The organism is Bradyrhizobium sp. USDA 4506, from assembly GCF_054058795.1.
Map to the genome: position 1 here is coordinate 8,549,781 of NZ_JBSSBM010000002.1, position 23,916 is coordinate 8,573,696.

At 58.6% G+C, this 23,916-nt stretch carries 21 protein-coding genes and 1 pseudogene; 8 read left to right on the forward strand and 14 right to left on the reverse strand.

The window, feature by feature from the left end; translation table 11 throughout:
• Window positions 1-38: 38 nt before the first annotated feature.
• From ACVIHF_RS42425 to ACVIHF_RS42435, 3 genes and pseudogenes are all read left to right on the forward strand, one after another.
• A complete protein-coding gene (locus tag ACVIHF_RS42425) occupies window positions 39-284 on the forward strand; it encodes a hypothetical protein (protein WP_244481735.1) in 246 nt (81 codons plus the stop codon).
• 823 nt (window positions 285-1,107) lie between these two features.
• The gene (locus tag ACVIHF_RS42430; protein WP_456793869.1) at window positions 1,108-2,946 is read left to right on the forward strand and encodes an NEL-type E3 ubiquitin ligase domain-containing protein; all 1,839 of its coding nucleotides are present in this window, start codon (window positions 1,108-1,110) and stop codon (window positions 2,944-2,946) included.
• A 198-nt stretch (window positions 2,947-3,144) separates the two neighbouring features.
• Window positions 3,145-3,773: pseudogene (locus ACVIHF_RS42435) on the forward strand (IS5/IS1182 family transposase); the annotation flags it as partial.
• A 27-nt stretch (window positions 3,774-3,800) separates the two neighbouring features.
• On the opposite strand, the gene ACVIHF_RS42440 reads toward ACVIHF_RS42435, so the two are convergent.
• Window positions 3,801-4,520 (reverse strand): hypothetical protein, encoded by a 720-nt coding sequence (locus ACVIHF_RS42440; protein WP_456777513.1) that lies wholly within the window; start codon window positions 4,518-4,520, stop codon window positions 3,801-3,803.
• Between the two features lie 60 nt (window positions 4,521-4,580).
• The gene (locus ACVIHF_RS42445; protein WP_310879783.1) at window positions 4,581-5,330 is read right to left on the reverse strand and encodes a P-loop NTPase family protein; all 750 of its coding nucleotides are present in this window, start codon (window positions 5,328-5,330) and stop codon (window positions 4,581-4,583) included.
• Between the two features lie 380 nt (window positions 5,331-5,710).
• On the opposite strand from ACVIHF_RS42445, the gene ACVIHF_RS42450 reads away from it, so the two are divergent.
• On the forward strand, window positions 5,711-6,034 hold the full coding sequence (locus ACVIHF_RS42450) for a hypothetical protein (RefSeq protein ID WP_310885433.1): 324 nt from the start codon (window positions 5,711-5,713) through the stop codon (window positions 6,032-6,034).
• A gap of 19 nt (window positions 6,035-6,053) precedes the next feature.
• A complete protein-coding gene (locus tag ACVIHF_RS42455) occupies window positions 6,054-6,209 on the forward strand; it encodes a helix-turn-helix domain-containing protein (protein WP_152977411.1) in 156 nt (51 codons plus the stop codon).
• A gap of 526 nt (window positions 6,210-6,735) precedes the next feature.
• Here ACVIHF_RS42455 and ACVIHF_RS42460 read toward each other — a convergent pair.
• From ACVIHF_RS42460 to ACVIHF_RS42470, 3 genes are all read right to left on the reverse strand, one after another.
• The gene (locus tag ACVIHF_RS42460; RefSeq protein ID WP_456793870.1) at window positions 6,736-8,169 is read right to left on the reverse strand and encodes a M16 family metallopeptidase; all 1,434 of its coding nucleotides are present in this window, start codon (window positions 8,167-8,169) and stop codon (window positions 6,736-6,738) included.
• A complete protein-coding gene (locus tag ACVIHF_RS42465; RefSeq protein WP_456793872.1) occupies window positions 8,166-9,626 on the reverse strand; it encodes a M16 family metallopeptidase in 1,461 nt (486 codons plus the stop codon). The genes ACVIHF_RS42460 and ACVIHF_RS42465 overlap by 4 nt, the downstream gene beginning before the upstream one ends.
• A 333-nt stretch (window positions 9,627-9,959) precedes the next feature.
• Window positions 9,960-10,670: a hypothetical protein gene (locus tag ACVIHF_RS42470; protein ID WP_310885431.1), complete on the reverse strand. Its 711-nt coding sequence runs from the start codon at window positions 10,668-10,670 to the stop codon at window positions 9,960-9,962.
• Window positions 10,671-11,475: 805 nt separating this feature from the next.
• On the opposite strand from ACVIHF_RS42470, the gene ACVIHF_RS42475 reads away from it, so the two are divergent.
• Window positions 11,476-11,733 carry a hypothetical protein gene (locus ACVIHF_RS42475; RefSeq protein WP_456793873.1) on the forward strand — a complete coding sequence of 86 codons (258 nt, stop codon included), beginning with the start codon at window positions 11,476-11,478 and terminating at the stop codon, window positions 11,731-11,733.
• Window positions 11,734-11,934: 201 nt separating this feature from the next.
• Here the strand turns inward: ACVIHF_RS42475 and ACVIHF_RS42480 are convergent, their stop codons facing one another.
• The 9 genes from ACVIHF_RS42480 to ACVIHF_RS42520 form a co-directional block, all read right to left on the reverse strand.
• Complete coding sequence (locus tag ACVIHF_RS42480; protein WP_456793874.1) at window positions 11,935-12,525, reverse strand: tetratricopeptide repeat protein; 591 nt, start codon at window positions 12,523-12,525, stop codon at window positions 11,935-11,937.
• Window positions 12,526-12,554: 29 nt separating this feature from the next.
• Complete coding sequence (gene sctV / locus ACVIHF_RS42485) at window positions 12,555-14,672, reverse strand: type III secretion system export apparatus subunit SctV (RefSeq protein ID WP_456793875.1); 2,118 nt, start codon at window positions 14,670-14,672, stop codon at window positions 12,555-12,557.
• Window positions 14,673-14,680: 8 nt separating this feature from the next.
• Entirely contained in the window at window positions 14,681-15,106 is a 426-nt protein-coding gene (locus tag ACVIHF_RS42490) for a histidine kinase (RefSeq protein ID WP_456793876.1), read from the reverse strand.
• Between the two features lie 2 nt (window positions 15,107-15,108).
• A complete protein-coding gene (locus ACVIHF_RS42495) occupies window positions 15,109-15,648 on the reverse strand; it encodes a hypothetical protein (protein WP_456793877.1) in 540 nt (179 codons plus the stop codon).
• A 33-nt stretch (window positions 15,649-15,681) separates the two neighbouring features.
• On the reverse strand, window positions 15,682-16,572 hold the full coding sequence (locus ACVIHF_RS42500) for a SctD/MshK family protein (protein WP_456793878.1): 891 nt from the start codon (window positions 16,570-16,572) through the stop codon (window positions 15,682-15,684).
• 117 nt (window positions 16,573-16,689) lie between these two features.
• Entirely contained in the window at window positions 16,690-16,923 is a 234-nt protein-coding gene (locus ACVIHF_RS42505; RefSeq protein ID WP_310879792.1) for a hypothetical protein, read from the reverse strand.
• 72 nt (window positions 16,924-16,995) lie between these two features.
• Entirely contained in the window at window positions 16,996-17,283 is a 288-nt protein-coding gene (locus ACVIHF_RS42510) for a hypothetical protein (protein WP_310879793.1), read from the reverse strand.
• An 890-nt stretch (window positions 17,284-18,173) separates the two neighbouring features.
• Window positions 18,174-19,862 (reverse strand): HrpF/NolX family T3SS translocon protein, encoded by a 1,689-nt coding sequence (locus ACVIHF_RS42515; protein ID WP_456794184.1) that lies wholly within the window; start codon window positions 19,860-19,862, stop codon window positions 18,174-18,176.
• A 1,491-nt stretch (window positions 19,863-21,353) separates the two neighbouring features.
• Window positions 21,354-22,028 (reverse strand): nodulation protein NolW, encoded by a 675-nt coding sequence (locus ACVIHF_RS42520; RefSeq protein WP_456794185.1) that lies wholly within the window; start codon window positions 22,026-22,028, stop codon window positions 21,354-21,356.
• A gap of 225 nt (window positions 22,029-22,253) precedes the next feature.
• On the opposite strand from ACVIHF_RS42520, the gene ACVIHF_RS42525 reads away from it, so the two are divergent.
• Window positions 22,254-22,763, forward strand: coding sequence for a nodulation protein NolB (locus tag ACVIHF_RS42525; protein WP_456793879.1), 510 nt, complete (start codon window positions 22,254-22,256; stop codon window positions 22,761-22,763).
• Between the two features lie 187 nt (window positions 22,764-22,950).
• Window positions 22,951-23,904, forward strand: coding sequence for a class I SAM-dependent methyltransferase (locus ACVIHF_RS42530; protein WP_456793880.1), 954 nt, complete (start codon window positions 22,951-22,953; stop codon window positions 23,902-23,904).
• The last annotated feature ends 12 nt before the right edge of the window (window positions 23,905-23,916 follow it).

Here is a 23,916-nt window from a genome sequence, read left to right on the forward strand (position 1 = left end):
TTCACAGAATTGAGCAAACAATCAGGAGGATGTAGTTCTTGATCCAGGCTGAGGAGGCTGTCGTCGAGCAGATGCTCTCATCGTTGGCGATCAGCTTGTTGCAGAATCGTGTTGCGCCTTCCTACGAACAGGTGATGCACCATTTCGGCTTAGCCTGCGAGAGGGCGGGGTTGATCGCTACGGAAGAGGTGGCAATTCGGATATTGAAGCGCGTCTCGCGCGAGATCAACGAGTCGCAGTCGGTGCTCGAGTTTATCGGTCGCGGGGCGGATCTACTACATTGAGCTCGAGGCGAAGGACTTCCATCGCATCTGCAAATGCAGCTATTCAATCATTCAACCGAGAAGGCATTCCGGCAAGAGTCAGGTCGTCAGCTTTTGCTGGCCGAAGCCTGCGGCGTGAGTCGATCTGGCGAGGATCGGCGCCGATGTCGGACTAGGTGGGAGTGCGTCATCCAGGAAGACATAAGCCAGCCTTTTTCGATTGCGTCGGGCGTGCCGCCTCGCAGTGAAGCGCGAGTGATCTTACATGGGTTGCGGGCTTTCAACCTAGGGTACCGACGCGGCTGTCTGAACGAGCAGGGAGGAACTGTGGCCTCGCGCGCAACAGTGGCTGCAACTGGCCGTCTCAGCGCCGCTGTCGAGGCGCCATAAACAGCGAGCAATCTGCCAAGCTACCACCTCCGTTGATCCTCGTTCGCGTTTCGTCAGTACACAGTTGACATATCAGCTTCGAGAGAGGCCGATGGCTAGCCATCCCCCCTTGTTCCTCGCTCCGAAGCCCGTCAGCTTATCGACAGCTCGGTCTCGTAGCATAAGGTCTTTGCTGGTTGGCTGGCAGGTCCGGCTTCAGATCTGGCGGAAGAGAATTAGAGGGATTCCATCATCAAGCGATACCACCGGGCCTTGGCGCGGGCGCTCTGCATCCGCCTGCAGCGGACCGGCCGAAAGACCGGCAGGGCGTTTGCGCCGGTCGTGGGTCGTGACCGCGCGATGATCGCCAGCTTTGTCATCAGTCGATGAGCGCGCCAACCATGGTGAGGTCTGGCGGCTTAAAGGTGCGGCTCCGGACGCATTCGCTTCATTTGGACAGGAAGAAACGGCGTCGATGAATACAGAACAGCTTGGCTCAGGCTCTCCTTCCGAAACTTCCGATTCGGAAACCTCCGAGCCGGGGTCTCCGGCCACAACGCAGTGGCGCGAAGCTCTGACGGATGCGCTGGCATTCGCCGGTGAGGCATCCAGCCGGCAGCACGAGGCCTTGGTGGACTGGGCTGCCGAAGACGGGCAGGGGCAACATGAGAATCGCCAACAGGCGGTAAGTCGAACGATGGATTGGCGGCAGAGGGGCGACGTCAATGAGGCCCTGGATCTGTCGTCGCTGTCCCTGACCGCCTTGCCTGGACCGATCCTGGCCGGGCTGCGTCGCCTGAATGTCGACAACAATCAACTGAACAGCCTTCCCGCGGACCTTCCGGCTGGTCTCCGGCGGCTCTATGCCAGCAATAATCGGCTGATCAATCTGCCTGAGCTGCCAGCTGGCATGCGACGGTTATATGTCATTAGCAACGGGCTGACCAACCTGCCGGCACAGTTACCGCCCGGGTTGCGGCGCCTGAACGTCGATAACAATCAGCTGGCCAGTCTGCCTGATCGCCTTCCGGCGACGCTTGAGGAACTGGACGCCAGCGGCAATCGTCTGACCAGTCTGCCCGAGCTTCCAGGTGGGCTCCAGCGCCTGAACGTCGATTACAATCAGTTGACGGCTCTGCCCGAGCCTCTTCCGGCCGGGCTCGAATGGCTCAGCGCTAGCCATAACGAGCTGACCAGTCTGCCCGAAACGATGCCTCCCGAACTGCTATGGCTCGGCGCCAGCAACAACCAGCTCACCAGCATACCCGAGACCCTGCTGACACAGCTAAGCCGTGACTCGAGCGTTGATCTGGAGAATAACCCGCTTCCCGATTGGGTGCAGGCCGGCCTGGCGACGGCGATACATGCCGCAGGCTATGCAGGTCCGCAGGTGTTTTTCTCGACCGCCGAAGGAACTGTGGAAGCCGAGCCGCGGTCTCTGCAAGAGATTGTCGCGGACTGGCTCGAGGCCGAGCCATCGGTAATGGCCACCTGGCAGCGCTTCGAACAAGAAAGGGGGGCCCCGGAATACGCGCGGTTCCTCGACCGGCTGTCGAGAACAGTGAACTCTAGCGATGAGGGGTTCCGGCGGACGGTGGTTAATGATCTGCGGCAGGCCACGACGAACAGCAACTTGCGTGAGCGGTATTTCGATCTGGCCCTTGACGCCAGTCAAACCTGCGAAGATCGGGTCACGCTGACCTGGAACGCCATGCAAAACGCACGCATGATCGAGGACGTCAAGAATGGCGTCTATGATAATGACGGTCGCCTTGCCAATCTCATCGATCTGGGCCGGGTCATGTTCCGCCTGGACGCGCTGGAGGTGATTGCCCGCGAGAAGGTCAAATCGCTGCAAACCGACGGTCGCATCGGCGATGTCGACGATATCGAGGTCTACCTTGCCTATCAGACGAAGCTGCGGGAGCGCCTGGGACTGGAGCACATCGCTCCAGCTATGCGCTTTTTCGGCGTCTCGGAAGTCACTGACGCTGATATCGACAGGGCAGAAACGATCGTGCGGGACAAGGAGGCGACGGAATTCGCCAACTATTTGGCGACGCGCTGGGAACCTTGGGAGGTGGTGGTGAAGCGCATTGCACCGGAAGCCCATAACGTGATGGAGACCCGGCTCCACGAAGCGATGGGGGACGAGTTCAAGCACCGGCTGAATCACCGGCTCGCGGGTCTTCAACTGATCGGCGACGAGGACGCCGAGCGATTGCTCGGACCCGAGATCTCAGATGGGATCGCCTGCAGGATCAAGGGCGCGCTAATGCGCCAGGTGCTTGCTGAGCGCGGCCTCCAGCTGTGAAGCCGCATTCAATTCCAGGGCCTGCCAGTCCGATGCTTCCTATCGGCGGGTGTCACTACGGCGGGGCAATCTGGGTAGGCGGAGCCAGGCAATCAGGGGGTCTTCCGCATACTTGGTGCCGTATGAGCGATCAGGATTAGATAGGTTGTCCGGTCGTTCTCGAGCAGCCAAGAGCGCGCGACGACGCATGCGGGTGGCGCCAAGCACATTTGTGTGCTGTTGCACCAGAGCTATCTACGCCTCGCTAAGCGCGCAGCCATCATGACGACCGCTATACTCACGCTCGTCAGTTCAAGCGCGCCCGGTGCCAGCCAAGCTCCTTCGGACACGGCTTGGCCGGATTCGTGATATCCGCCGCAAGATCGGTGACGGTACAATGCTGGAAGCTCGCTTCGGCCCACTGCTCCGGTTTAGCGCAGCGGGGTGCGCAGCCAGGATCAGCATCAGCGGTCCAAAGATCTATGCGTTACATGCGCCGGAAGTCGAGCGCAACGGCAAGGGCAAAGCCCGCGCTCCTTACGAGTTCGGCTGCAGGGTCAGTATCGCCACCCCTTGACGTCTCCGAAGGGCAGACAGTCCCTCATCCTTGCCAAAGCATTGCATGGCAATCTCTTCGACGGGCACACGCTCGGCCTCGTCATTGCCGACATGGAGAAGCTCACCGGCATGGAGCCCCGCCGCATCCACGCGACAAACTCGCCGCATCCACGCGACAAAGAGGCATCATGGTCACAACCACCCGCATCGGCTTAGGGTCTGGATTTCGGGCCAAGGTCCGCCGCGTCACCGCCTCCATCCGTCGCGAGATGAAGCGTCGCGCGGCTATCCATCGAAATAGATGGCGAGCCGGAACTTCAAGTTACCCTTGTGCGCCGTAGGCTCTCGATATTCGTCGCCCGGGATCGATAAGGCCCCCGCAGCATTACGTTCGATTCCAGATCGCGAAACATGGTGTAATTTCGTCGGATCCACTGATGCAGCTCGGAAGACCAGTCCTTCTCGTTGCGCAGATATCCGGTAAAGGAAAAGCTAAGTCGGTCTATATATCTCTTTAGAAACAGGGGCAGCGCGGGAATTCGAAGCACCCGCTCTGTATCCATTGCTTCAGGTAATCCTCCGCACAGCACGAATTCATTGTGGACGGTGACCAGCGACGCCGCAGGAATCTGCCGCCGCAGCATTTCATAGCCACGAAAGGAGATGCGGTCAGCGCCCGCAACGAAGAGGATGATAGGCGCGACACGGCCGCGCGCAGCCTCTTTCATAAAGCCGATCTCCTCGCACATCTTGAAGAATTCATCGAAGGCGTGGAAGCCGAGGTCGATCACCTTGGCTACCCGATCGTGAATGATCAGCGGGTCCATCAGCTGCATCTTGCCATAAGTATCGATCACATCTGCGGTCTCTGTGATGTTGGGCAGGTAATCGAGCAATGACGGCTCCTTCAGATTGACATCGAAGGAGAGCGCCGTGCCATTCTTCAGCAGCAAGTACTCGCTCACGAGGCGAGCGAGGAGAGTTTTGCCGACCTGCGGGCTAGGAGAGCAGATGATGTAGATGGGTGTCGCTAACATAGCCAGCAGATCAATCTCGCGTCGTGCTTGGGCTCAACCCGTCGCTCGTCGATGATGCGATTACTTCTCGGCACTCCGGGCCGTTGACTTGGCGCCGGCCAATTCCGTCAAGTTGATGCGATCAAATTCGCTCCAGACATTAGCCAACCAGTGCCGTACATAGCCGCGCAGCACGAAGGAGTTGTTCGCTGGCTCATCGTTCCGCCCCTTGTTTGCAACGAAGTCTACGAATGGGACAGAAGCGACTTCGACCTGCTCATAGGCCATCTCGTTGAGCTTCGGTATGGTCAATTCGGTCGCATGCTTGATGCGATGAAAATAGGAATTGTAGGTCGACTGGTCCCACTGGAAGAACTGAGTGTCGTTGATGAAGTTCTTGACCAGATAGTACTTTGCGCCGTCCATGAAGGTCGCAGTCTCGGCGATCTCGTCCAGCGAAGCGATGGATGATCCCAGGATATGGAATACGGCAAAGGTGATCTGGCCGGACCGCGCCGAATCCAAAAAGCCGATGTCGCGCAAGGAGGTCAACGCTGTGGATAGCAAGCCGGCGCGAGCGTCGATGACAGTGACGGACAGCCCTGAGTTCAGGGTATCGAAGATCTTCATCTGGTCCGCAGTCGTCGTCATATCGACGATTTCTGTGATTGCGGGATAGAAGCGCTTCAGCGTTCCTCGCGGCGACTCCGTGTCGAATGCGCGTGTTTGCACGTTATTGACATTGAAGTAGTCCAGAAGCGTTCGTGACACGGTCGTCTTGCCGACACCTCCCTTGTCTGCGCCCACCACAATCACAACTGGCTTCACCATAGAATTCTCCTGAGACACACTCGCTATTGCCGCGCGCGAAGTGCGCAGACGGCGAGTCTCTGCTTTGGGTGTGAACATGGCAGAAAGAAGGGGTAATTGAATCTTCGATGGGGGAGCGGCGCAACTGATGAGTTTTTCCAACGTCGAGCCATCAGAGATTTTTTATTGCAACGGCGATGCTGTCGAGAACAGTAGCTAATCGCCCGTGATCGTGCTTCACGTGAGGTTTGTGAAGAGCTGAAAGAGCAATTCGTCAAAGAGCCGCTGTGCGCAGGTGATGACCATCGCGATCACCATCAACCGCACAGTTCTGTTGGTCATTGATCAGCATGAAATGACTTGAATCTGACGTAACGTCAGATGGTAGGCTTGGTGGAAGCATGATCGAGGCGGTGTCGCGCGGGTGCGCAGGCGCTTTCCGCCCGTCGGGTTGCGCGGCTGTGATGACCTGGTCGATCATCAAACGTCTAACTCGACAATCATGGCGGCCGTCGTCTTCAACAGGTGCCGTGGCTAGTCAGTTCGAAGATGGCAATGAAAGAGTCGAGCCATGGTCTGCGCGATCGGCAGAACTCGAGCTCGAAGCCAAACGCGCGCCCGATTTTTTGCAGTGTTTCGGAGCTCCGATTCGCTACACCGCGCTCGATCTCGGCGACCTGACGCGTCGTAAGTGCGAAGAGCTTCGCGGGCTCGGGTTGCGTTAGCCCGAGACCATGCCGCACGATGATCGATGTGAAGGCAATTCGGAAGAAGGTCGGACTGACGCAGGAGGAATGTGCCCCGCGCTTCTCTGTAAAGCTGGCCAGCCTGCGAGATTGGGAGCAAGGGCGATATGCTCCCGATCAGACCGCGCGCCTATCTGACGATTATCGATCGTGATCCGGTCGCCGTGGAGCGTACGCTGGCGCAAGAGTGTGAAGCAGCTTGAGTGTCTCTAGGGGTGCCAGTCTCGCACGCGCCCGGCGTGAGGAGTCTTTCACGGCGTACCCTAGACGACGTGCACCGGGTGATCTGTGCATCGCTGGCGCCACGGTACATATCGCCAGTCCTCGACGGTAGCACTAGCTGAGCACAACTGTAAGGCGCCTAAAGGCAGAGTTTACCGCAGCAGATCGAGTAAGGATCGGAAACGGGAAGCGTCGACCTCATAGCTCCTGCTTCTTCGTCCCGGAATCCTCCAAAGGAGCAATTTATAGCTATGAAGACTTCCGGGTGCCGCGGATCGCTGCTTGAGCCAGAAGGTGAAAGATTAGCAACAAGGCAATCGGCGAGCGGTCATTTGTGTTGCCCAGCCGTTGGTCCGCGAGTTTGAGCCGGATCCCCCGGGGTAGCCAAGTGCCAGTTCTCCACCGGAAGGAGAAGCGGGGAGCGAGCCTTGTGGCTACGACGCCGAGCTGCCCAAAAGCTAATTTGGTTCTCCCGGTAAGGTGGGTGATGGCGTGGCGCTTAGCTGGTCGACGTGTGGCGGGGGCGTCGTGGCCGATGGGACAGGGGACGACCGGTCTGCGCCCAGCGGGGCGCGGCCGACAATAACGGTGAGTAGACCCTGGCCCCACAGCCGCTGCGCGACCCTCTTGGCGTCCTCCAACGTCACGGAATCGACGACGGCGTTGTGCTTTTGGAAATAGTCGATCGGGAGCTTGTCAAGCTGATGCTGCAGCAGTGTTCGCGCAAGCTTCGATGATGAGTTGAGCGCCAGCATCTGCGAGCCTTTCAGGCAAGACTTTGCGTCATCGAGTTCCTGCTGGGTGGGCCCTGCCTCGGCGATGTGGCGGGCTTGCTTCTCGATCTGTTCGACCGTCTCGCCGGCGCGATCGGCTCGGGTCCCGCTTTTGCCGACAAACATGGCCGAATGATCCCTCCAGACTAGGTGCTCGCGTACGAAATAGGCTAGCCCGCGCTTCTCGCGGACTTCGCGGAACAGCCGCGACCTCAGACCGGCACCGCCGAGGATATGGTTGACGACATAGGCGGCCATGAAATCGGGCTCGCTGCGGCGAACGCCGGGACCGCCGAAAGCCACGACTGTCTGCGGCACGTCGAACGGAATGAACACGCGCTGCGGCGGCTTTGCCGCGACCACGTCGGGTACCGGCGTCGAGTCCGCCTTGGCGGGCAGGCCGCCAAAGGTCTTGTCGAGAAGCTTGCAGAGAACTTCTGGATCGACGTTGCCAACCACCGCGATCTTGAGCGTGTCTCTTGCGATCACGCGTCGGACATGGCTCTTGAGATCCGCGACCTTGATCTTCGGCAAGCTTTCGATCGAGCCCGCGGCTGGGCGAGCATAAGGATGATCGTTGAAGGCGATTTCGAGGAACTTGCGATCGGCGAGCGACGATGGATCTGTCGAGTAATGTCGAAGGCGCGCAAGCATGCTGGCACGGATCCGTTGGACATCGGTCGGGTCGAAGCGGGGCGAGGTTAGCGCCATCCGTAAAAGGTCGAAGGCCTCGTCACTGTTGTCCTCGAGGGTGCGCAAGGCACCACAGAAGTGATCGTGGGTCGATCCAAAGCTTAGCTCAATGGCACGACGGTCGAGTCGCTCATGAAAGGCCTTGAAGTCGAGATCGCCGGAACCTTCGTTGAGCAGGCCAGCAACCATGTGGCCAACCCCGGGTTTGTCGGTGGGATCTTGGGTCGCGCCGCCGCCGAAAGCGAATTCCATCGCGATCAACGGGACAGTGGAATCTCGGACGAACCAGGCTTCTATGCCGCAAGACGAGACCAGACGCCGGATCTTGGTCGTGATGGCGGCAACCGAAGGTGGAGAGGCGAGCATCGCGATTGAGAGCGACGCTCCGCCGAGGAGAACCTCACGTCGTGTACAAGAATAGGTCACTGCAGCTTCTCCTGGTGCTGTGGCGCTGACTCCTTGATGAGATACCCGGTCACCGAGCGTCTCTTGTCGAGCCATTTCCGCGCGGCCTCCTGCATCTGCTGGGCGCCGACGGCGCGGATGCCGTCCGGCCAGCCTCGGATATCGTCGATGCAAAGTCCCGTCGCCAGGCCGCGGCCATACCAGCTCGCGAGCATTTCGTGATTGTCCAGGGCGTAGATTGCTTGCGCGATCAGCCGGGTCTTGACCCGCTCGAGATCTTCGGTGCTCGCGGGATGATGCGCAATGTCGGCGATCACCTCGTCGGTCGCGCGCTCAATCTGGCCGAACTCGACGCCGGGTTTTGGTGTGACTGAAATCCAGAATTGTGAGGGATCGAGTGCTGTAGCGTGGTAGCCCGCCGAGGCACTGACCGCGAGCTGCTTGTCGTTTACCAGCGCGCGATAAAGATATGAGTTGACGCCACTGCCCATCAGTTTCTCGAGCACCTCGAGCGCTGCACTTTCCCCGGCGTCCGCGGTGTAAGCCGACGGTGCGAGATAACAGCGGTGCAAGGCAGGTTGCTCGACGAGGGGATCGGCCAGCGTCACGGTGCGCGGCGCGGCCGGCGTCGGCTCCTGCGGTCGCAGGCGGTCCGCAGGGATCGATGGCTGCGGGGGGATGCCGCCAAAATTCTTCTGCACCATCGGGCGGATCTCACTGACCTCGACGTCACCCGCGATGATCAGGATGGCATTGTTCGGCGCGTAGAAGCCCTTGTAGAAGGCGAGCGCGTCCTCGCGGTCGAGCTTTTCAATCTCCTGCCGCCAACCGATCACAGGCCGGCCGTAGGGATGGTTGAGGTAAAGCGCTGCCATCATTTGCTCGAAGAGCCGCGCACCTGGATCGTTGGCGACGCGCATATTGAGTTCCTCGAGCACGACGTCGCGCTCGGACAGCACATTCTCGTCTTTGAGAATGAGACCAGTCATGCAGTCAGCTTCAAATTCCATCATCTTGCCGAGGTGCTCGCGCGGCACATGCTGGTAATAGCTGGTATAGTCCTTCCCGGTGAAGGCATTTCGGTAGCCGCCGACGCGCAACACGGTCTGGGAAAACTCACCCGACGGATGTTTGGTGGTGCCCTTGAACATCAGGTGTTCGAGGAAATGCGCCAGCCCCGATTTGCCCGCCGGCTCGTCGGCGGAACCGACCTTATACCAGATCATCTGAGTTACAACGGGTATCCGATGATCCGGGATTACCACCACCTGCAGGCCGTTCTGAAGCGCGAAGCTAGCTGGTCGATCCGACCTGATCGTGTCCTGGGCAAAGACGCTCTCCTCCGCAAGAAAGTATAGGTTACGATCCGTGCTATCATCCGTTCTGTGTTCGACCGCCAGGGCGCTACGCCTCATCGAATCTATGGCGCCAGTGGCGATATCTTGCGCCGTGGCAGTGACCGAAATCCGGTTCTTCATCGCATCGCCTTTCGATCCATCGAGATTCACGTTCCGTGGCGGACAGACCGACAAAGCGGGCAGCTGCACACCGTTTGGCAAGTAACGGAGCAAAGGCCGGGCCAATTGCCCGATGGCACGCGCACGGACGAACGGCGCCGCCAAGCGGGCACAAAACAGAACCGACGTGCATGTTCTGCCAAAGGTCGACGGTCGACAGCCGGCATGTCGTGAACACGACATTGCGCACGAAGCGCACAGTGTTCGCCAACTGGCAATTTACAGGGAAGGACGGATTGAGCCGGGATATGACGGCTGATCAAGTTTCGTAGAGCTCGCTGTTACAGGCTCGCTCTACACCGTGAGTGGCTTGGCAATATTTCTCATGGTCGCGAGACGAGAGTTGGCGAGCAGCTCCTTGGAGTACACTGTGCCGAAGTAGTCCAGGACGAAGGTGCCACAATAGCGTAGATTATCGCTCGCGCGGATTAGGTTATCGAGGATTGGGCCGACTTGGCCAATGCGGTCGCGATAGCACGCGCGAATAACGTTAACAGCATTCATCGAATGAACCGCCTCGTCGGCAATTACCTCTCGCAGCCAAAGATGGAACGTCTTGTTCCCAAGACCGTCATAAAACGGCTTTTCTGCTGCGTAGGCGCGGCAAGTGCACATCTCATCAAATGCGATCATAACCATTAGGGAGAATTCGTCCTTCAGGTGTTCAATGATCGGACTAAAATCATGCGGTCGAGCGTCCAATCTCTCCCGAAGATCCTTTTCGGATTCATTAGCGACAAGTTCTATGATGCGGATGAAGCCATCGGTGTGGCGCTCTTCATCGATCGCCCAGGCGTTGAGAAATGCCGCAGCTTCAGCGGTAACGACGAGATTTCGGGTGGCCAATTCTTGCTTCAAATACCGGGCGTCATATTCCGTGTACAGATCAGGCCACAATTTATCCCAACGTGCGCGTACGGCTGATGGTTCGGCGGTGAACATCGCAGGCGTAAGACCATTGAATAATTCTTTTGGACTCCAGTTCCGTCGAACCGGCGTGATCATCCGAGTCCCCTGGTCGCGAGCGGTGCGATCGCTCTGGCAACAAACGATCTTTCGAACAGTCGCATAGGATCCTTGTTTAGACAAAACGTGCTGTCACCTCCTTATTTTGGTGGGATGCTAGTTCCTGCGCCACCAACAGTTCGGCCCGGCGTAAAGTGTCGTGAACGGCGCAGCACAGAGGTTCGCGATGCTCAAGCGGCCAAGCCAGGAATGCTTTTGATTACCAGTCTCCGGTCAGGACACGTTTTGCTACGGGACGAAGCTGAACGACCAAATCTGCGAACCAGGTGAGCGGCTGCAGCGATCGGCCTCACGCTCGAGCGACGTGCGGGCAAGGATTGCGCGTCGGCGGGTGGCACTTAGCAGATGCCGTCTGCGGAGGAGCCATTCCGATCGTTTCGCGCGAGATCTTTGATGACGCTGCCAAGGCAGATCATAATCTAAGGTCAAGTGGTCCTCGGCTTCGGTGTGGCCGTAGGAGGCAGGCAATCCAATTCTCCTGCCGCCGGCGCGACACGCCTAGGCAGCGCGGCGCGGACATCCACGATGGCCCGCCGACGTTTCGGGCTGGCATAGTGCGCCTGAGCGCGCCTTCACGTCCCGCTCGACAGTGCACAGTCAGACGAAGTGCCGAAGCATCTTGATATACAAGGCTGGTTTGAGTTCCCGCGGGGAGAAGCTCATCATAGGACATCGGGCTAGCAAGGTTTTGCCAACCATTTGCGCTTTCTGCGCTGACCGCTAACGGATCGAAAACAGTTCTGCACCAAGCTCTCGCCTCGAACAGCAGGTGGAGAGATCAGACATGACAGGAGTGGCCGTTATGGAAAACGTGCGCCGCTATCGCGCGATAGCTTCGCTGTGCCGTCAGACCGCGGCATTTCGGCCAATCCAAGGGTGCTCATTGCTGGCGCAAGCCGCGGAGTGGGAGGAACGGGCAGTTGCGGAGCTCGAGAGACATTTTACGAGTTCGCGCGGTGCTTGCCTGATGGATTCGCTCGGCAGCCAAAAATCTCATAATGATGGCGCGCCCGACACGAGTCGAACATACTTTGCCTTCTGAGCAGATAACGTGCCCATCGGCGAGTATGGCCTCGGAAACAGTCGAGGAACGATGCGTGATGAGTCACTGATGCGGATATACGTGACGATTCCCATTCCACCAAAGACGTCATTTCCCAGGAAAGCGGTCCTCGAGCATCGCGGCGAATAGTCAACCGTCAGGCAAGCATCAAGCATTTGTGGTTCGCTCTTGGTCGCTGGTCTATCTCGATCGGGCCAATGCCTGTCGGCCGTCCCACTGCGATTGGGGCTTGGCGTCCTCTGGCTCTGTCTTGCCGTCAAGTGCGAGCGATAGCGTGAGATTGTTGCGCAACATCGGATTTGCCGGGTCGGCTGCGAGAGCTTGGCGGTACAGCGCTTGGGCCTCCTGGTGGCGGCCCTGGTGATCGAGGACGACGGCTTTGGCGTTCAGTGCGCGCAGGTCGCCGGGTGACGCCAACAAGACGCTATCAAGCACCTCAATCGCCTCGCCCGGGCATTTACGAGCCAGCAGTGCCCGCGCCAGAGGAATCGCCGCATCGGTGTTGCCCGGTCTTTGCTTCAGCGCATCGCACAAGTGCTGCGCGTCAGCGTCCCGAACGAGGGCGTGAGCGATGCGCTCTCGCATAGCGGGATCGATCTCTGCAACGCCAACCAACTCTGCTGTGGGCGTCTGCTGTGATGAAAGGCCCGGGTGGTCTAAGTTAGCGCAGCCTGCGAGCAGCAAAACGGCGAGAATTGGGAGAAGGGCTGAGCACGAGTGCGGACGAAAGCTGCGCCGGCACCGCAGAACGTCAATTTCATATGATTTCATGGGTTATCTCACGCCCACAGCTTTACTCGTCAGCCGGCCGCACGGAGGAGATCGCGATGCTCTCCTGTGGAGGTCTTGTCCTTGCCCGCGGAAAGCTTGACGGAGCCAATCGGCTGGACCGTGAAGTCCGCGGCAAGATCCTGATACGAGAGAACTGGCAGATCGATCCCGTTGCGGGTGAGGAAGCCGCGGACGAAACGCCGGATATCCATCGAGCCAAGAATGACTGGCTGGCTCTGACTCCGCGCGAGGCTCGCATGGATCTGATGGAATTGTGAAAGCAGCATCTCACTTTGCCGATCCTCCAAAACGAGATAGGGACCGACAGCGGTTTCGCGCACGGCACCACGCACGATATCCTCGGTTTCGCGCTCGACGATGAAGGCAGCGACAACACGATGGGCGTTGGCATAGCGATGACAGATCTGCCGTTTCAGACCGGAGCGGACATATTCGGTCAGCAGCACGGCATTCTGCTCCCGTTCGCTCCATTCTGCGAGCGCCTCCAGGACTAGGCGAGTGTTGCGGATCGGGATGCCCTCATCCAGCAAACGGCGCAGGACGTCCGCGATGCGGGGAATCGGCGTCGTGCGTAGCACCTCCTTCACGAGATCAGCATATTCTTGCTCCATCCGGCCAAGCAGCTGACGGGTTTCCTGAATGCCGACTAAGCGTTTGGCATAGCGCCTCAACGTCGACTGGACCCGCAAAGCGATCACATCGCTTGCACGGTGATAGCCTATTCCGGCTGCTTTGAGAGCAGGAGCATGAGCTTGTTCGATCCAGATCCGGTTCGTGTCTGGGTCCTGCCGAAAGGGGATTCCGCTCAATTCAATGTTTACGGCGTCGTCGTTGAGCAAGAGTTGTGTCGGATTAAGGCTGTCCACTTCGACGGGCACTCCCTCGACATCCACCCTGAATTGCGAATCCGCCAACTGCTGGTCGACCTTGGTTGGAATGCGTGAAATTGTGATGCCAAGATCAGATGAGACCAGTGCCGAAACCCGTCCGATGCCCTGCTCGAGGTCTGCTTTGTCGATCGCTTGTGTCAGGTTCGGTGCTAGCAGGAGCGTGATCGGAAGTGCTTCCGCAGGCACGGTTTGCTTCTGACCCTGCGCGGAAGTGGGAGCCGAACCGGTCGAACCGGCGCCTGTCTTGATGTCCGCTTTGCCATCCTGCATACCAACCTTGAGAAAGCTCGCCGCACAGAAGAGTGCGGCCAGAATGACGAAGGGGAGCAAGGGGAAGCCGGGAACAAGCCCCATCACAACGAGGACGCAGGCGGCCAGCCGTAGCGCTTGTGTGCTGGCAGTAAGCTGGTTGACGATATCGGCGCCAAGATTAAGCTTGGAGGGACCGTTGACGCGAGTGACGATGGTCGCGGCTGTAATTGAGAGCAGCAAGGCCGGAATCTGCGAAATGAGCGCATCGCCTATAGTCAGGATGGTATATTGATGCATCGCCTCCTCAAGGGACATGCCCTTCGAAAGCGAACCGATCGTGATGCCGCCCAGCATGTTGATGCAGATGACGATGAGGCCGGCGATAGCGTCGCCCTTCACGAATTTCATAGCGCCGTCCATGGCCCCGTGAAGTTGGCTTTCTCGCTCCAGCGCGCTGCGCCGGCTGCGGGCTTCGTGCTGATCGATGTGGCCGTTGCGCAGCTCCGCGTCGATAGCCATCTGCTTGCCAGGCAGGGCGTCGAGCGTGAAGCGCGCCGACACCTCTGCGACGCGTTCGGCACCCTTGGCGAGAACCATGAACTGCACCATGGTCACGATGAGGAATATGACAATTCCGACGGCGATGTTGCCCGATATGACGAAATCGCCAAACGTATGGATGATGCTGCCGGCATCGCCTTCGGCGAGTATCAGCCGCGTCGTTGCAACGGTAAGGGCTAGACGAAAGACGGTGGAGATAAGGATGACGCCCGGCAGCGACGAAAAGTCGAGCGGCGTATTGAGATAAAGGGCGACCATCAGCAGCAATATGGCAAAGCCAAGATTGAAGCCGATCAGCATATCGAGCACCACGATTGGGATCGGCATGATCATCATTCCGATCGCCAGAAGCAGCATCAACGCGACCATCAAATCCGGGTGAGACGGCGCGCGGGCGACGAGATTTCGTAGGTGCCTGGCCATGCAAAGCCTTATCGTTTGACCGGAGCCGTGCTGCCCCGCAATGAAACATAGCGCTTGAAAGTGGCCTGCGCCTCGACCATGCGGCCAGCCTGACGCAGAGCATGGCTGCGCAGCAGCAGCAATGGCAGGCGCGACGATGGCTGATCATCAAGCACGTCCAGCCTGTCCAGTACCGATAGCGCTTCCTCGCCGAGGCGCTCTGAGATGAGAGCATAGGCGAGGATACGAAGCAGCTCGACGTCTTGAGAATGTTCGTGAACGACGGGCCGTATAAGAGCCAGACTGTGTGCGCTCTGCCCGCACGCAAGGTGGACATAGGAAAGCGCGCAGAGCAAATCGCGCTCGGGCCCAGAGATCGGCACCACCCCATCGGTTTTGGAAACATGCGACGACTGGGCAGGTGTGAAGTGTTGCACTCCGCGCGGATCTGGCATTGCTAGCCCTGGATCAAGCCGTTGTGATTCTGCCGAAGCAGGATTAAGCGCCGCAGCTCTAGCTGCAGAAGCGCGGCCCCTTCGCGTGCCACCGAGCCCTCTGGCGCGGCTGACAGCGCATCAGCCAGCCGCTCGAGGAGAAGGCCGTGTTGTTCTGGACGCACAACATGCGAATGACGCAGGCGGGGCGTGATGAAGGAGAGCAGGCTATCCGCGAGATTGGGGCCGTTCAGCCAGGCAAGTTCCGAACTCGTTTCGATCTTACCTGCGTGTTCGGTGGCATCGGTGGGATTGATCCGCGAGATTGGATCGATTGACTTGAGTTCGAGCGCGTTATCGATCGTGTTGGCAGCCAAACGCTCCTGCGCTTCTCGGTCTTGGACAACTGACGTGTGACCATTGCCGCCATTTCCATGGACCTTGTCGATGCCGAGGCTGCTGGCCTGAGGTGCGGCCGGGGCGATGACAGGTGCATGATGCTCGTTGTTGATTCCCTGAAAGGCGGTGCCAGGCTCTACGGACCGCTGCGGCAGCCTAGTCATGAAACGTTCCTTCGTTGCCCGCGGGCTAAAACTCTAATAGGACAGAGCAGCTAGCTGGCCATTGCGTGTCAGCAGCACACGTCCGTCCTCGATCTCCTTTACGGTCCATCCATTGCTCAGGAGCGCGCCCACGAAATACTTTTGACCAGCAATGACCAGATAAGGATCGTTTCCGCGCCAAACTGCCTGGACGGCAATCGCGGGGAGCGTCTTCTCCTCCTTGATGGCGACCGCGCTGACGAGCGTATAAGCACCATTGCTTTGGACATCGAACCGCTGCTGGACTTCCCGCCATTTAGCGAGCGAGGCAGGCGGAATGGTGCCATCGGCGGTCACAACGCCCGGCCCAGAACCGACTTTGATACCGAGCAGGCCCGCTGCATCAACTTCCTCTTGCAGCCGTTGAGCAGCTGCGTCGGTGGCCGGAGCATCAGGGGCGGCGAGCGCGACTTTGGGGCCAATGTCCGTGGCGGGGGACGAAGTGCTCAGTGCTGCGGCGCCTTCGGACCGGACAAGGCCCGTTGAGACGGTGCCAACTGCGGCGGAGCTGATCAGGACCAAGGTGAGCGCGGTAATCGGTACATGCCAGCGGCCGGTAGAGCCGGCTTTTTGAGAGCCTTCGATCGACCAGCGAATGGACATCGCGCCCATATGGATGACGGCAGGAAGAGGGACAACAACGGTCTCATTTGGCGAAATAGGGTCGCGGCCGTCGATCGCGACGTCCGCGGCAAGGGCCTCGATCTCGATCGAGCTGACATGCCAGCTGACGCGAAGATGGTGCGGTTCGAGGCCTTGCTCGATGAAGACCAGATCAGCATCGAGGCTGCTGCCAATCAAGCAAGAGCCGCCCCCCGCTTTGCCGGTCAGCCCGGAATAACACCCCGACAACACTTCGAAAAGCGAGGAAGCTGATTCATTCACGGTCGCCTCCTGAACGAAGAACGAGGCCGTACGGCAAAGCCGTACGGCCCGTTGCGACTTCACAGATCATTGCGGCCGGCAAAAGCGGGAGGATATAACGCCGTCCCGCTTCATCCGTTATTGCACCCGCTCGTCGGCCGCCTTCTTGACGGTCGAAAGCTCTGTCGAGACGACGCGAACTTCTACATCCCTTTCAGCAGCCTTCGTGCTGCTGGCGGTCAGGGCGGCGAGTTGCCTGTTGAATGCCGCTTCTCCCGCAGCTTCGGCAGCGGCGGAACCAGCGGCTGCAGTAGCGGTACCAGCTGCGCCACCCGCAGTCGAGCTATGAGAAGCACCAACCTTATCAGTCATATTTTTTCTCCTGTTTATTCGAATATTGCCGCGCCTTGCGGCTCCGATTTTCCTGACGCGCAACATGCGAGGTCAGGAATCCTGCTCTGTCTCGGCCATGGCGTCGTCGAAACGACCCATTTCACTACTTACAAATTGCATAGCGGCGGCGCCGAGGGCGACGTTGAACGCTTGCTGCATAGCAGCGGCTTGCGAGTCAGCGTCTGGACCAGACGTGCCGCCATTTGCGGGAACTCCTGCACCAGGCGATTGGCCATGATCATCGTGCTCGCCAGGGGCCCGAGATCCCTTTTTGCCGCCGCCAGTCGCATGGAGGTCAGAATCAAGATGCCCAGCGGCGTTTGAGCTGGAAATGCGCATCGGGGTTCTCCTACTTCAAACTTCGTTCGTGCGGAGGAAGCAGTCTCCGTCACGTCCACTATGGAAGCATTAGCTTTCGACAAGCTGACGAGCCTCAGAAATAAAATGAGCCGATCTCTTTGATGCTGCTTGGACAGGCCGCCTCATATGTCGGCAGTGTGCCGGCGAAGGCTGCAGATCAGAGAGTTGGTGCAAGAGATCGCCTATGTGGCACTTGATCAGGCAAGCCGGTTGTTCATCAAAGCGCAGCTTTAATGAACTGAGTGTAAGCGCCAGGACGGATAAAATGGGCTTAAGCTTTGACGTGGCCCAATCTCGGGGGCCACCCGCCGGGACTACTCACAAGCCGTTCGGCAATTTACTTGCCTCGAACCACTCAGCGTTTTGTCTCGATCCTGCCCCAGGGCGCTGCGGCAGGTTAAAGTTGCTCATGCGAGTCAGCAACGAAGAGCGATCCTCCAGTTCCGCTCGTGGCAGATCCATAAAAATTGATCCGCTTTGTCTGACAGCGATCAGGAGGCGCTGGAGACAAGCACCTTGAGCGTCACGTCCACTAATGTGCTCTCGATCCGACGACTAAACTGGTCAGGTTCGCCGCTCCGTCCGGTCTGTGGCGGGGTGAAGGCATCGACAAGTTCACCGTCCGCGATGGGCGGCGCAATCAGCGCGGCGAGACCTTCGCGGCGGCGCACGCGATGTGAGAATGCCCGTCGGGCGCTCGAGACAGCCGACAAATGCGCCGGTTTAGCGAGCGACAAAATACGCTCGTCGCTGTAAGCATCAAATATGCTGGCGGAGCTTGCGGGACCTGCGCGGCGCGGGCGACCTAACCGCGCCGTGGCCTCGCAAGCTAACCTTTGTTCCAGCTTTATTCTGTGTCGATAGCGCCGCTAGGCGTAGGCACCTGCAGCTTGCGTGCGCTCGGATTCAATCCGTACCTTCAGGTTATTCAGATAGTCCTCCGCGTAGGACTGAGCCATCGACACCGGCAGGTTGATGCCGGCCGTCGCCGCTTCTTGAATTGCCTGCTTCACCAAGCCTTCCCGAATCGCTATCTTGACCTCGGGGCCGGCGATGCAGCCCACGGCCTGGGCCGCAAGACTGAGCCCGGCTTCCTCCAGCGCCTTCTTTATGTTGCCGCCGCTGATCGCGGTGTGCAGAAGATTTGCAGCTTGCGCCTCGGCCTCGATCACCATTGAAGCAAGATCGGCCAGTTCGCCCAGCCCTGGAATGAAGCCGAGTACACCAACGGCCGTCGCTGTCCAGTCGAGCACCTTCGAGCCTACCTTAAGCACGTCATCAAGTGCGTGCATGAGGGCGCCGCCGTTCTTCTTGGGAGACTTGATGTCGGGCTGGTCTGCCACGCCAATCATCATGTCGGCGGTGGCTTCCTGTTCGGCCGGCGTTCGAGCGGCATGCGTCTTCAGTTGCGGAGCGGCGCGGTTCGCGCCAGACATGTTGTTGAAGAACTGGTTGAAATCGTTTCTGCTGATGTTTCCGGAATCAACCGTATGGCCGCCGCCGAAGTCGAAAAACTTGTGGTGGGTTTTGTAGCCGGTAATCGCGTTATTCATCAACCCGAACAGCACAGGATCCGAGAGCAGCTGGGAGGCCGCTTGTCGTACCTCGGGAGAAAGGCTCTTGTCGTCCACCATACTCACGAGCTTTTCCCGGGTCAGAACGCCATTTCCAAAGAAAGCGTCCTGGTTCTTGTTGATCGTGTTTAGTGTACCCAGCTCGGGGCGAGTGAGACTCATCGATGATGAGGCGACCTGCAGAAAGTCCTCTTTGTGGACCTGATCTATCGAGCCGCCGTACAACTGCTTCCATTGGTCCGGGTGGTCGAGAAAATATTGAGCCGCCGCGAGGACCTGTGGGGGGCATTTGCCAATGTCGGCGTTGCCGTCCACGATGTGCCTGAAATCCGCAAGGCTCAAGTTCTTGGGCAGGTTATCGGAATAGCGGTAGAGTTCGCGCAGGGCGTCGGTCAGGGTCATGACCGATGGCTCACCATTCCCGGTCCCGTCGGATGGTATGTAGTTCTGCTCGTAGGTCTGCGCCCGCTGCTCCTGGAACGCGGCAACTTGGGGGTGGTGATCGGAAAAGCCGCAGAGATCGCCCGCTTTGATTTTGCCGCCACAGCGGCCGTCGCCTTGCGAACCGATCGCATAGAAGAGCTCCGGGTCCTGTTGCAGTGCCTCGATCGCCGCCTTTAGATCCGGCGGTGTCGAGGGATCGTTGGCCAAATCTCCCAAAGACTTCCAATCAAGCGGGCATTTGTCCTTGTGGCGGTTCAGCACAGAGACAATATGCAGTTCCGCATTAGTCAGCGTGCCACCGTTCCAGGTGATCCTTGAGCTTTGTACGGGTGCCTCCGCAATGATTGGGCTGCTCGCAGCACAGGACGGCTGTGGGTCATGCTGATATGCATCCAGTGCTGCCCTAATCTCTGGTGGCAGGATATTCCGCGTCTCCTGCGTGAGCTCCTCCGTCAGTTGCTTGGCTGCGTCTGTGGGGGCCGGCTCCTGCGGTGCGGAATGATCGTTGGTCGTGTCTTTCGACGAGAGGCTGGCCAGCATCGCCTGAAAGCTGGAAAAGTCCTGCGCCGAAGACGGCGGGGCGGGCATTCCGGGCAAAGCCGCAGTTGAACTGGCGGTTGGCGATAGGTCGACTGACATTATACGTCCTCCGATATAAGAGTGCACCCACAAGACGGTCACGTAACGCGCCCCGAGATCGCGACGAACAAGGAATGTTGATCGACAGAGTTCAACAGGTGCTACGACTTGCATCCGGTTGCTCAGTGCGGCTCCAGCGCTCAGTTCCGCGATTATCCATGGGAACACCGCCGTCTAGATATTCACGCCGTATGGTAGGACGGACAAGCTTTCGAGAAGCTGACGGCGCATAGACGATTTCAAGGTGATTGATGAATTGGCCTTGCCAACAAGGCTGGACGTATTTTCAATGCCGGTGCCAGATTCGTTTGGTTGCGTTCGCCCGGCCTGGTGCCATGTCGGCGAATTAACGGCCTCACGTTTGCCTATCCGCAGCATTCGTTGATTTGATCCAACAATCTCGCAAGAGCTCCGGAGCATCTCAAGGTGGACGCTGATTTCGCAGTAGCCACCCCGCGCCTGCGCCAAAAAGTGCTGGCGCCCTCTGAGCCGCGCATCCAGCATGGTCGGATCAGATACCGGTCGTCGACCAAGTCCTCGAAAAACTCGATCGTCAAAGGCGTTGAGCGGACCCAGGTTGCTCTGACAAACATCAAAGCTCGGACGCCCGGGCCTTTGTTCTTTTATTCGTCCTTAGCCGCCGCGCTCGTTCGACCCTGCATCGAATCCATGTCCCGGGCTCAGTGCGGGATAACCGTTGGGTCACCCGGTGTTCGAAGGGTGGACACAAACTGGCCCCAAGAGCGGGTCTAGCGACTTTTGAGACGAATAAGTCTTCTCCTTGCCATTCGGCCGTGTGAGGCACACCCACGATGGCGAAGGTTGTCGTCCGGAGATGCCTGCCCGACATCACATTGCAGCTTCTCAAGATGTCGATCTAAGGAATGTGGAGGCTGGGTGAGTGGAGACCAGTGGTCCTTGGCGGGACGTCCGGGAACTGGACCGCTCGCCGTCATCCAATGATGGCTCGGCGCGTGACGGCGCGGCTGCCAGCTTCGGCCAAATCAGATCCTAGTTAAGTTCGTCCGCTTCATGCGGTCCCGTCAGTTTCTGCTCAAAGCTCCTTGGATTGACCGTGCATGTCGCTTATTGGCGCGTTGAAGCCCGTTTACACCTGACAGCGGAACGTCTCTCATCCTTCGACGAATTTCATCCGCATGACGAATCTTCGAGGCAATTCGCATCAGGAATAAATCCGCAAGCCGCAATCTGGAATGCCGCTACCTTCTAGCTCGGACAGCTGTTGCCCGGAGCCTGTAGCGTCGTTACGATACGCGACTGCTTCGCCGTTTCAACACCGGCGCGCTCATATCTGGCAGCACCAGCTTTCGAAAAGCGGAGAGTATGCACAGACGCACTGAATTTCTTCGCAAGCGACTTTTTGTGATCGACTCATTGTCGGCCAGAATTGGTCGCATGGACCGGGCTGTCTTGATGCGGTGCCTGCGGCGAAGCAGTGGCATCCGGTCGTCCGTCGCGAATGACCGTGCTTGAGGATCCCCGAAACAGCATCAGAACCGACTCGTGCGGCGACCTGTCGACACCGGCCGTACTCTGCCGTGCCTGTGTCTCCGCCAGCAGTCCTTTCAGCGTTTGCTCCACAAGTGTGATAAATCGAGGCGGACCATAGGCGAAGACGAGACCATCTCCTGGTGCAGCTTTCACGATATAACGCTCATCTGAGATGCTGAGTGCATCGAGTGCCGTCTTGAATGCATCGAAGCTTATCGGATTCAAGACCAGTAGTCGGCTTTGCGCCTCGTGGGCATCGGATATGTAAAGCACCAGCCCATCGTAGTACCATTGAAGGTTATAAAGATGGATCAAGCGGTCGAGAAACCCTCGCGGTGGGAGCTCCGGTATCCGCCCGCGAATCCGCCCCTTCACCTCAGTACTTACATTGACCCGGATATTCAGATTGTTGCCGAATTCCTGCAGTGCGGCCGCGAGGTCCTGATCCAGAACCGTGTAACTGTAAGGCGTCGATGGCAGCGTCAGCGGCGCGCCTAGCGTCCTGCCGACGTTCAAGCAGATGAAAACAACAGCACATAGCACTTTCTTCAAGATGACAGCCTCCGAGATCGGATGATTCCTGCTATTTTTTCACGACAGGATCGACACCAAAATTCGTCCCAAATTTGGAGATCGATGCTTCTTCCTAAATGGAGGCCAACCGTGATCATCAGGTGACGAACGCTCGTCAGCTTTCGGTCAGCTCGCTTCTCTAGGGTACTGGCCCATTCGCGCTCACGAAGCTGCCAATCTCATCACGTGACAAACACGGTTCTTCTCATGTTGCCTGCCGTTGCCTCGATCGCTCTCAACCCGGCCGAATGTCTCTCCAGCGGCTGTTCAGCGGTGCGGGACCAGTTTCATGATAGTCTTGCGCAGGCTGCTTCGAAGCAAGGTGCGGCTTCTTCGGCAGCCGATCGCCCGCCAGCTCCGGCGCTGTCGGAGGTTCAGCGTACAGTCACGCCGGCGAGCCCGCTTGGCGATCGCGTCCTGCAGAATATTTCTGCGATCCACCGGCGCAAACCATCTTCTGCGGGTGCGGTCCCGTCGACCATTGTCGCTGAGCCCGATCCTGCGAAGAGTCTTCAGCTCGGGCCGGCCGCGCAGCCGGTCTTACGCTCGCAGCAAGTCGAGGTGCAGCCGGCAGGTAAACCGGAAGGTGGCGACCATTTCGATTCGGCCTTGACGAATCTGCGGGATGTTTACGATCGCGTCATTCAGGTTTCGCTCATCTCCAAAAGCGCCGGCGCCGTCAGTTCATCTCTGAACAAGCTTCTATCGGCGGGCTGAGCGGGCTGATAGGTTCTTCACACAACGGCAGGATCGCTCACGCCGCGACGGCGGGAGAGTGGTTTGATGCTCTTGTCCGTTTGCCGCTTCTGCTATCGCATCGGCGGATGTAAGACCGATCTATATACCCTATATACAAGTGCGGGCGGGTACGAAGGCAACAGCCGTCGAGTTGCTTGCAAATGAGATGGGAGACATTGCGTTGCGGATAGATTTTTCGCGTATCAATCGGTCCAAAGCTATATTCCACGATATTTATGCTTCGGATGATCCGAGGGCATATTTCTCGGTCCTCGGAGACCTGGATTATATGATCCCGGACGTGGCTGAGCCGGTTGTGCGCCAAATCCTGGCAGCGAAAGCTTCGGCAACCGGCCTTAAGCCCGTCGTGCTCGATGTTGGTTGTTCATACGGCATCAACGCAGCGGTGCATCGCTTTCCGCTGACCTTCGGGGGCTTGCGTCACCGCTACGCCCGGCGTGAGATGAGAGCGATCAGTTCTGAGACACTCGTGAGTCTCGATCGCAATTTTTATGCAGCCTGGCCTGATGTCGGGTTGGCGCGCTTTGTCGGCCTCGATGTGTCAGCACGGGCGGTCAGCTATGCAAAAAGTGTTGGCCTCTTGGAGCAGGGCATTGTCGCTGACCTTGAAAAGGAGGCGCTATCGACGGACAGCGCGCGCATTCTCCGCTCCGTGGATGTTATCATGTCGACCGGATGCATCGGCTACGTTACCGAGAAGACGTTCAGCGAGATTCTCGATGCGACAGAGAAGCAACCATGGATCATCTCCTTCGTGCTACGAATGTTCCCATTTGAGTCGCTGGCCGCGACGTTCGCAAAGCGTGGTCTTGTGACAGAACGTCTTACCGGCGCGACGTTTATCCAGCGTCGCTTTCGCGATGCTGAAGAGTTTGAAAGTTGTTTGGCCAGCTTGGCGGCCCTTGGCGTGGATGCCACCGGTCTCGAATCGGAGGGGCTGTTTCACGCCGATCTGATCTTGTCTCGCCCCGAGGCGGATGCGCGCGCCACGCCTCTCGAAGACGTTGTCACCGTCGCCAGCGGCAGGGGACGGCCGATCGGACCCCGTTACGTTCATGTTGAAGGTAAGGAGGGCTTGCAGGTCGGGCTGGAGCCGTGACGGGTTAGGAAC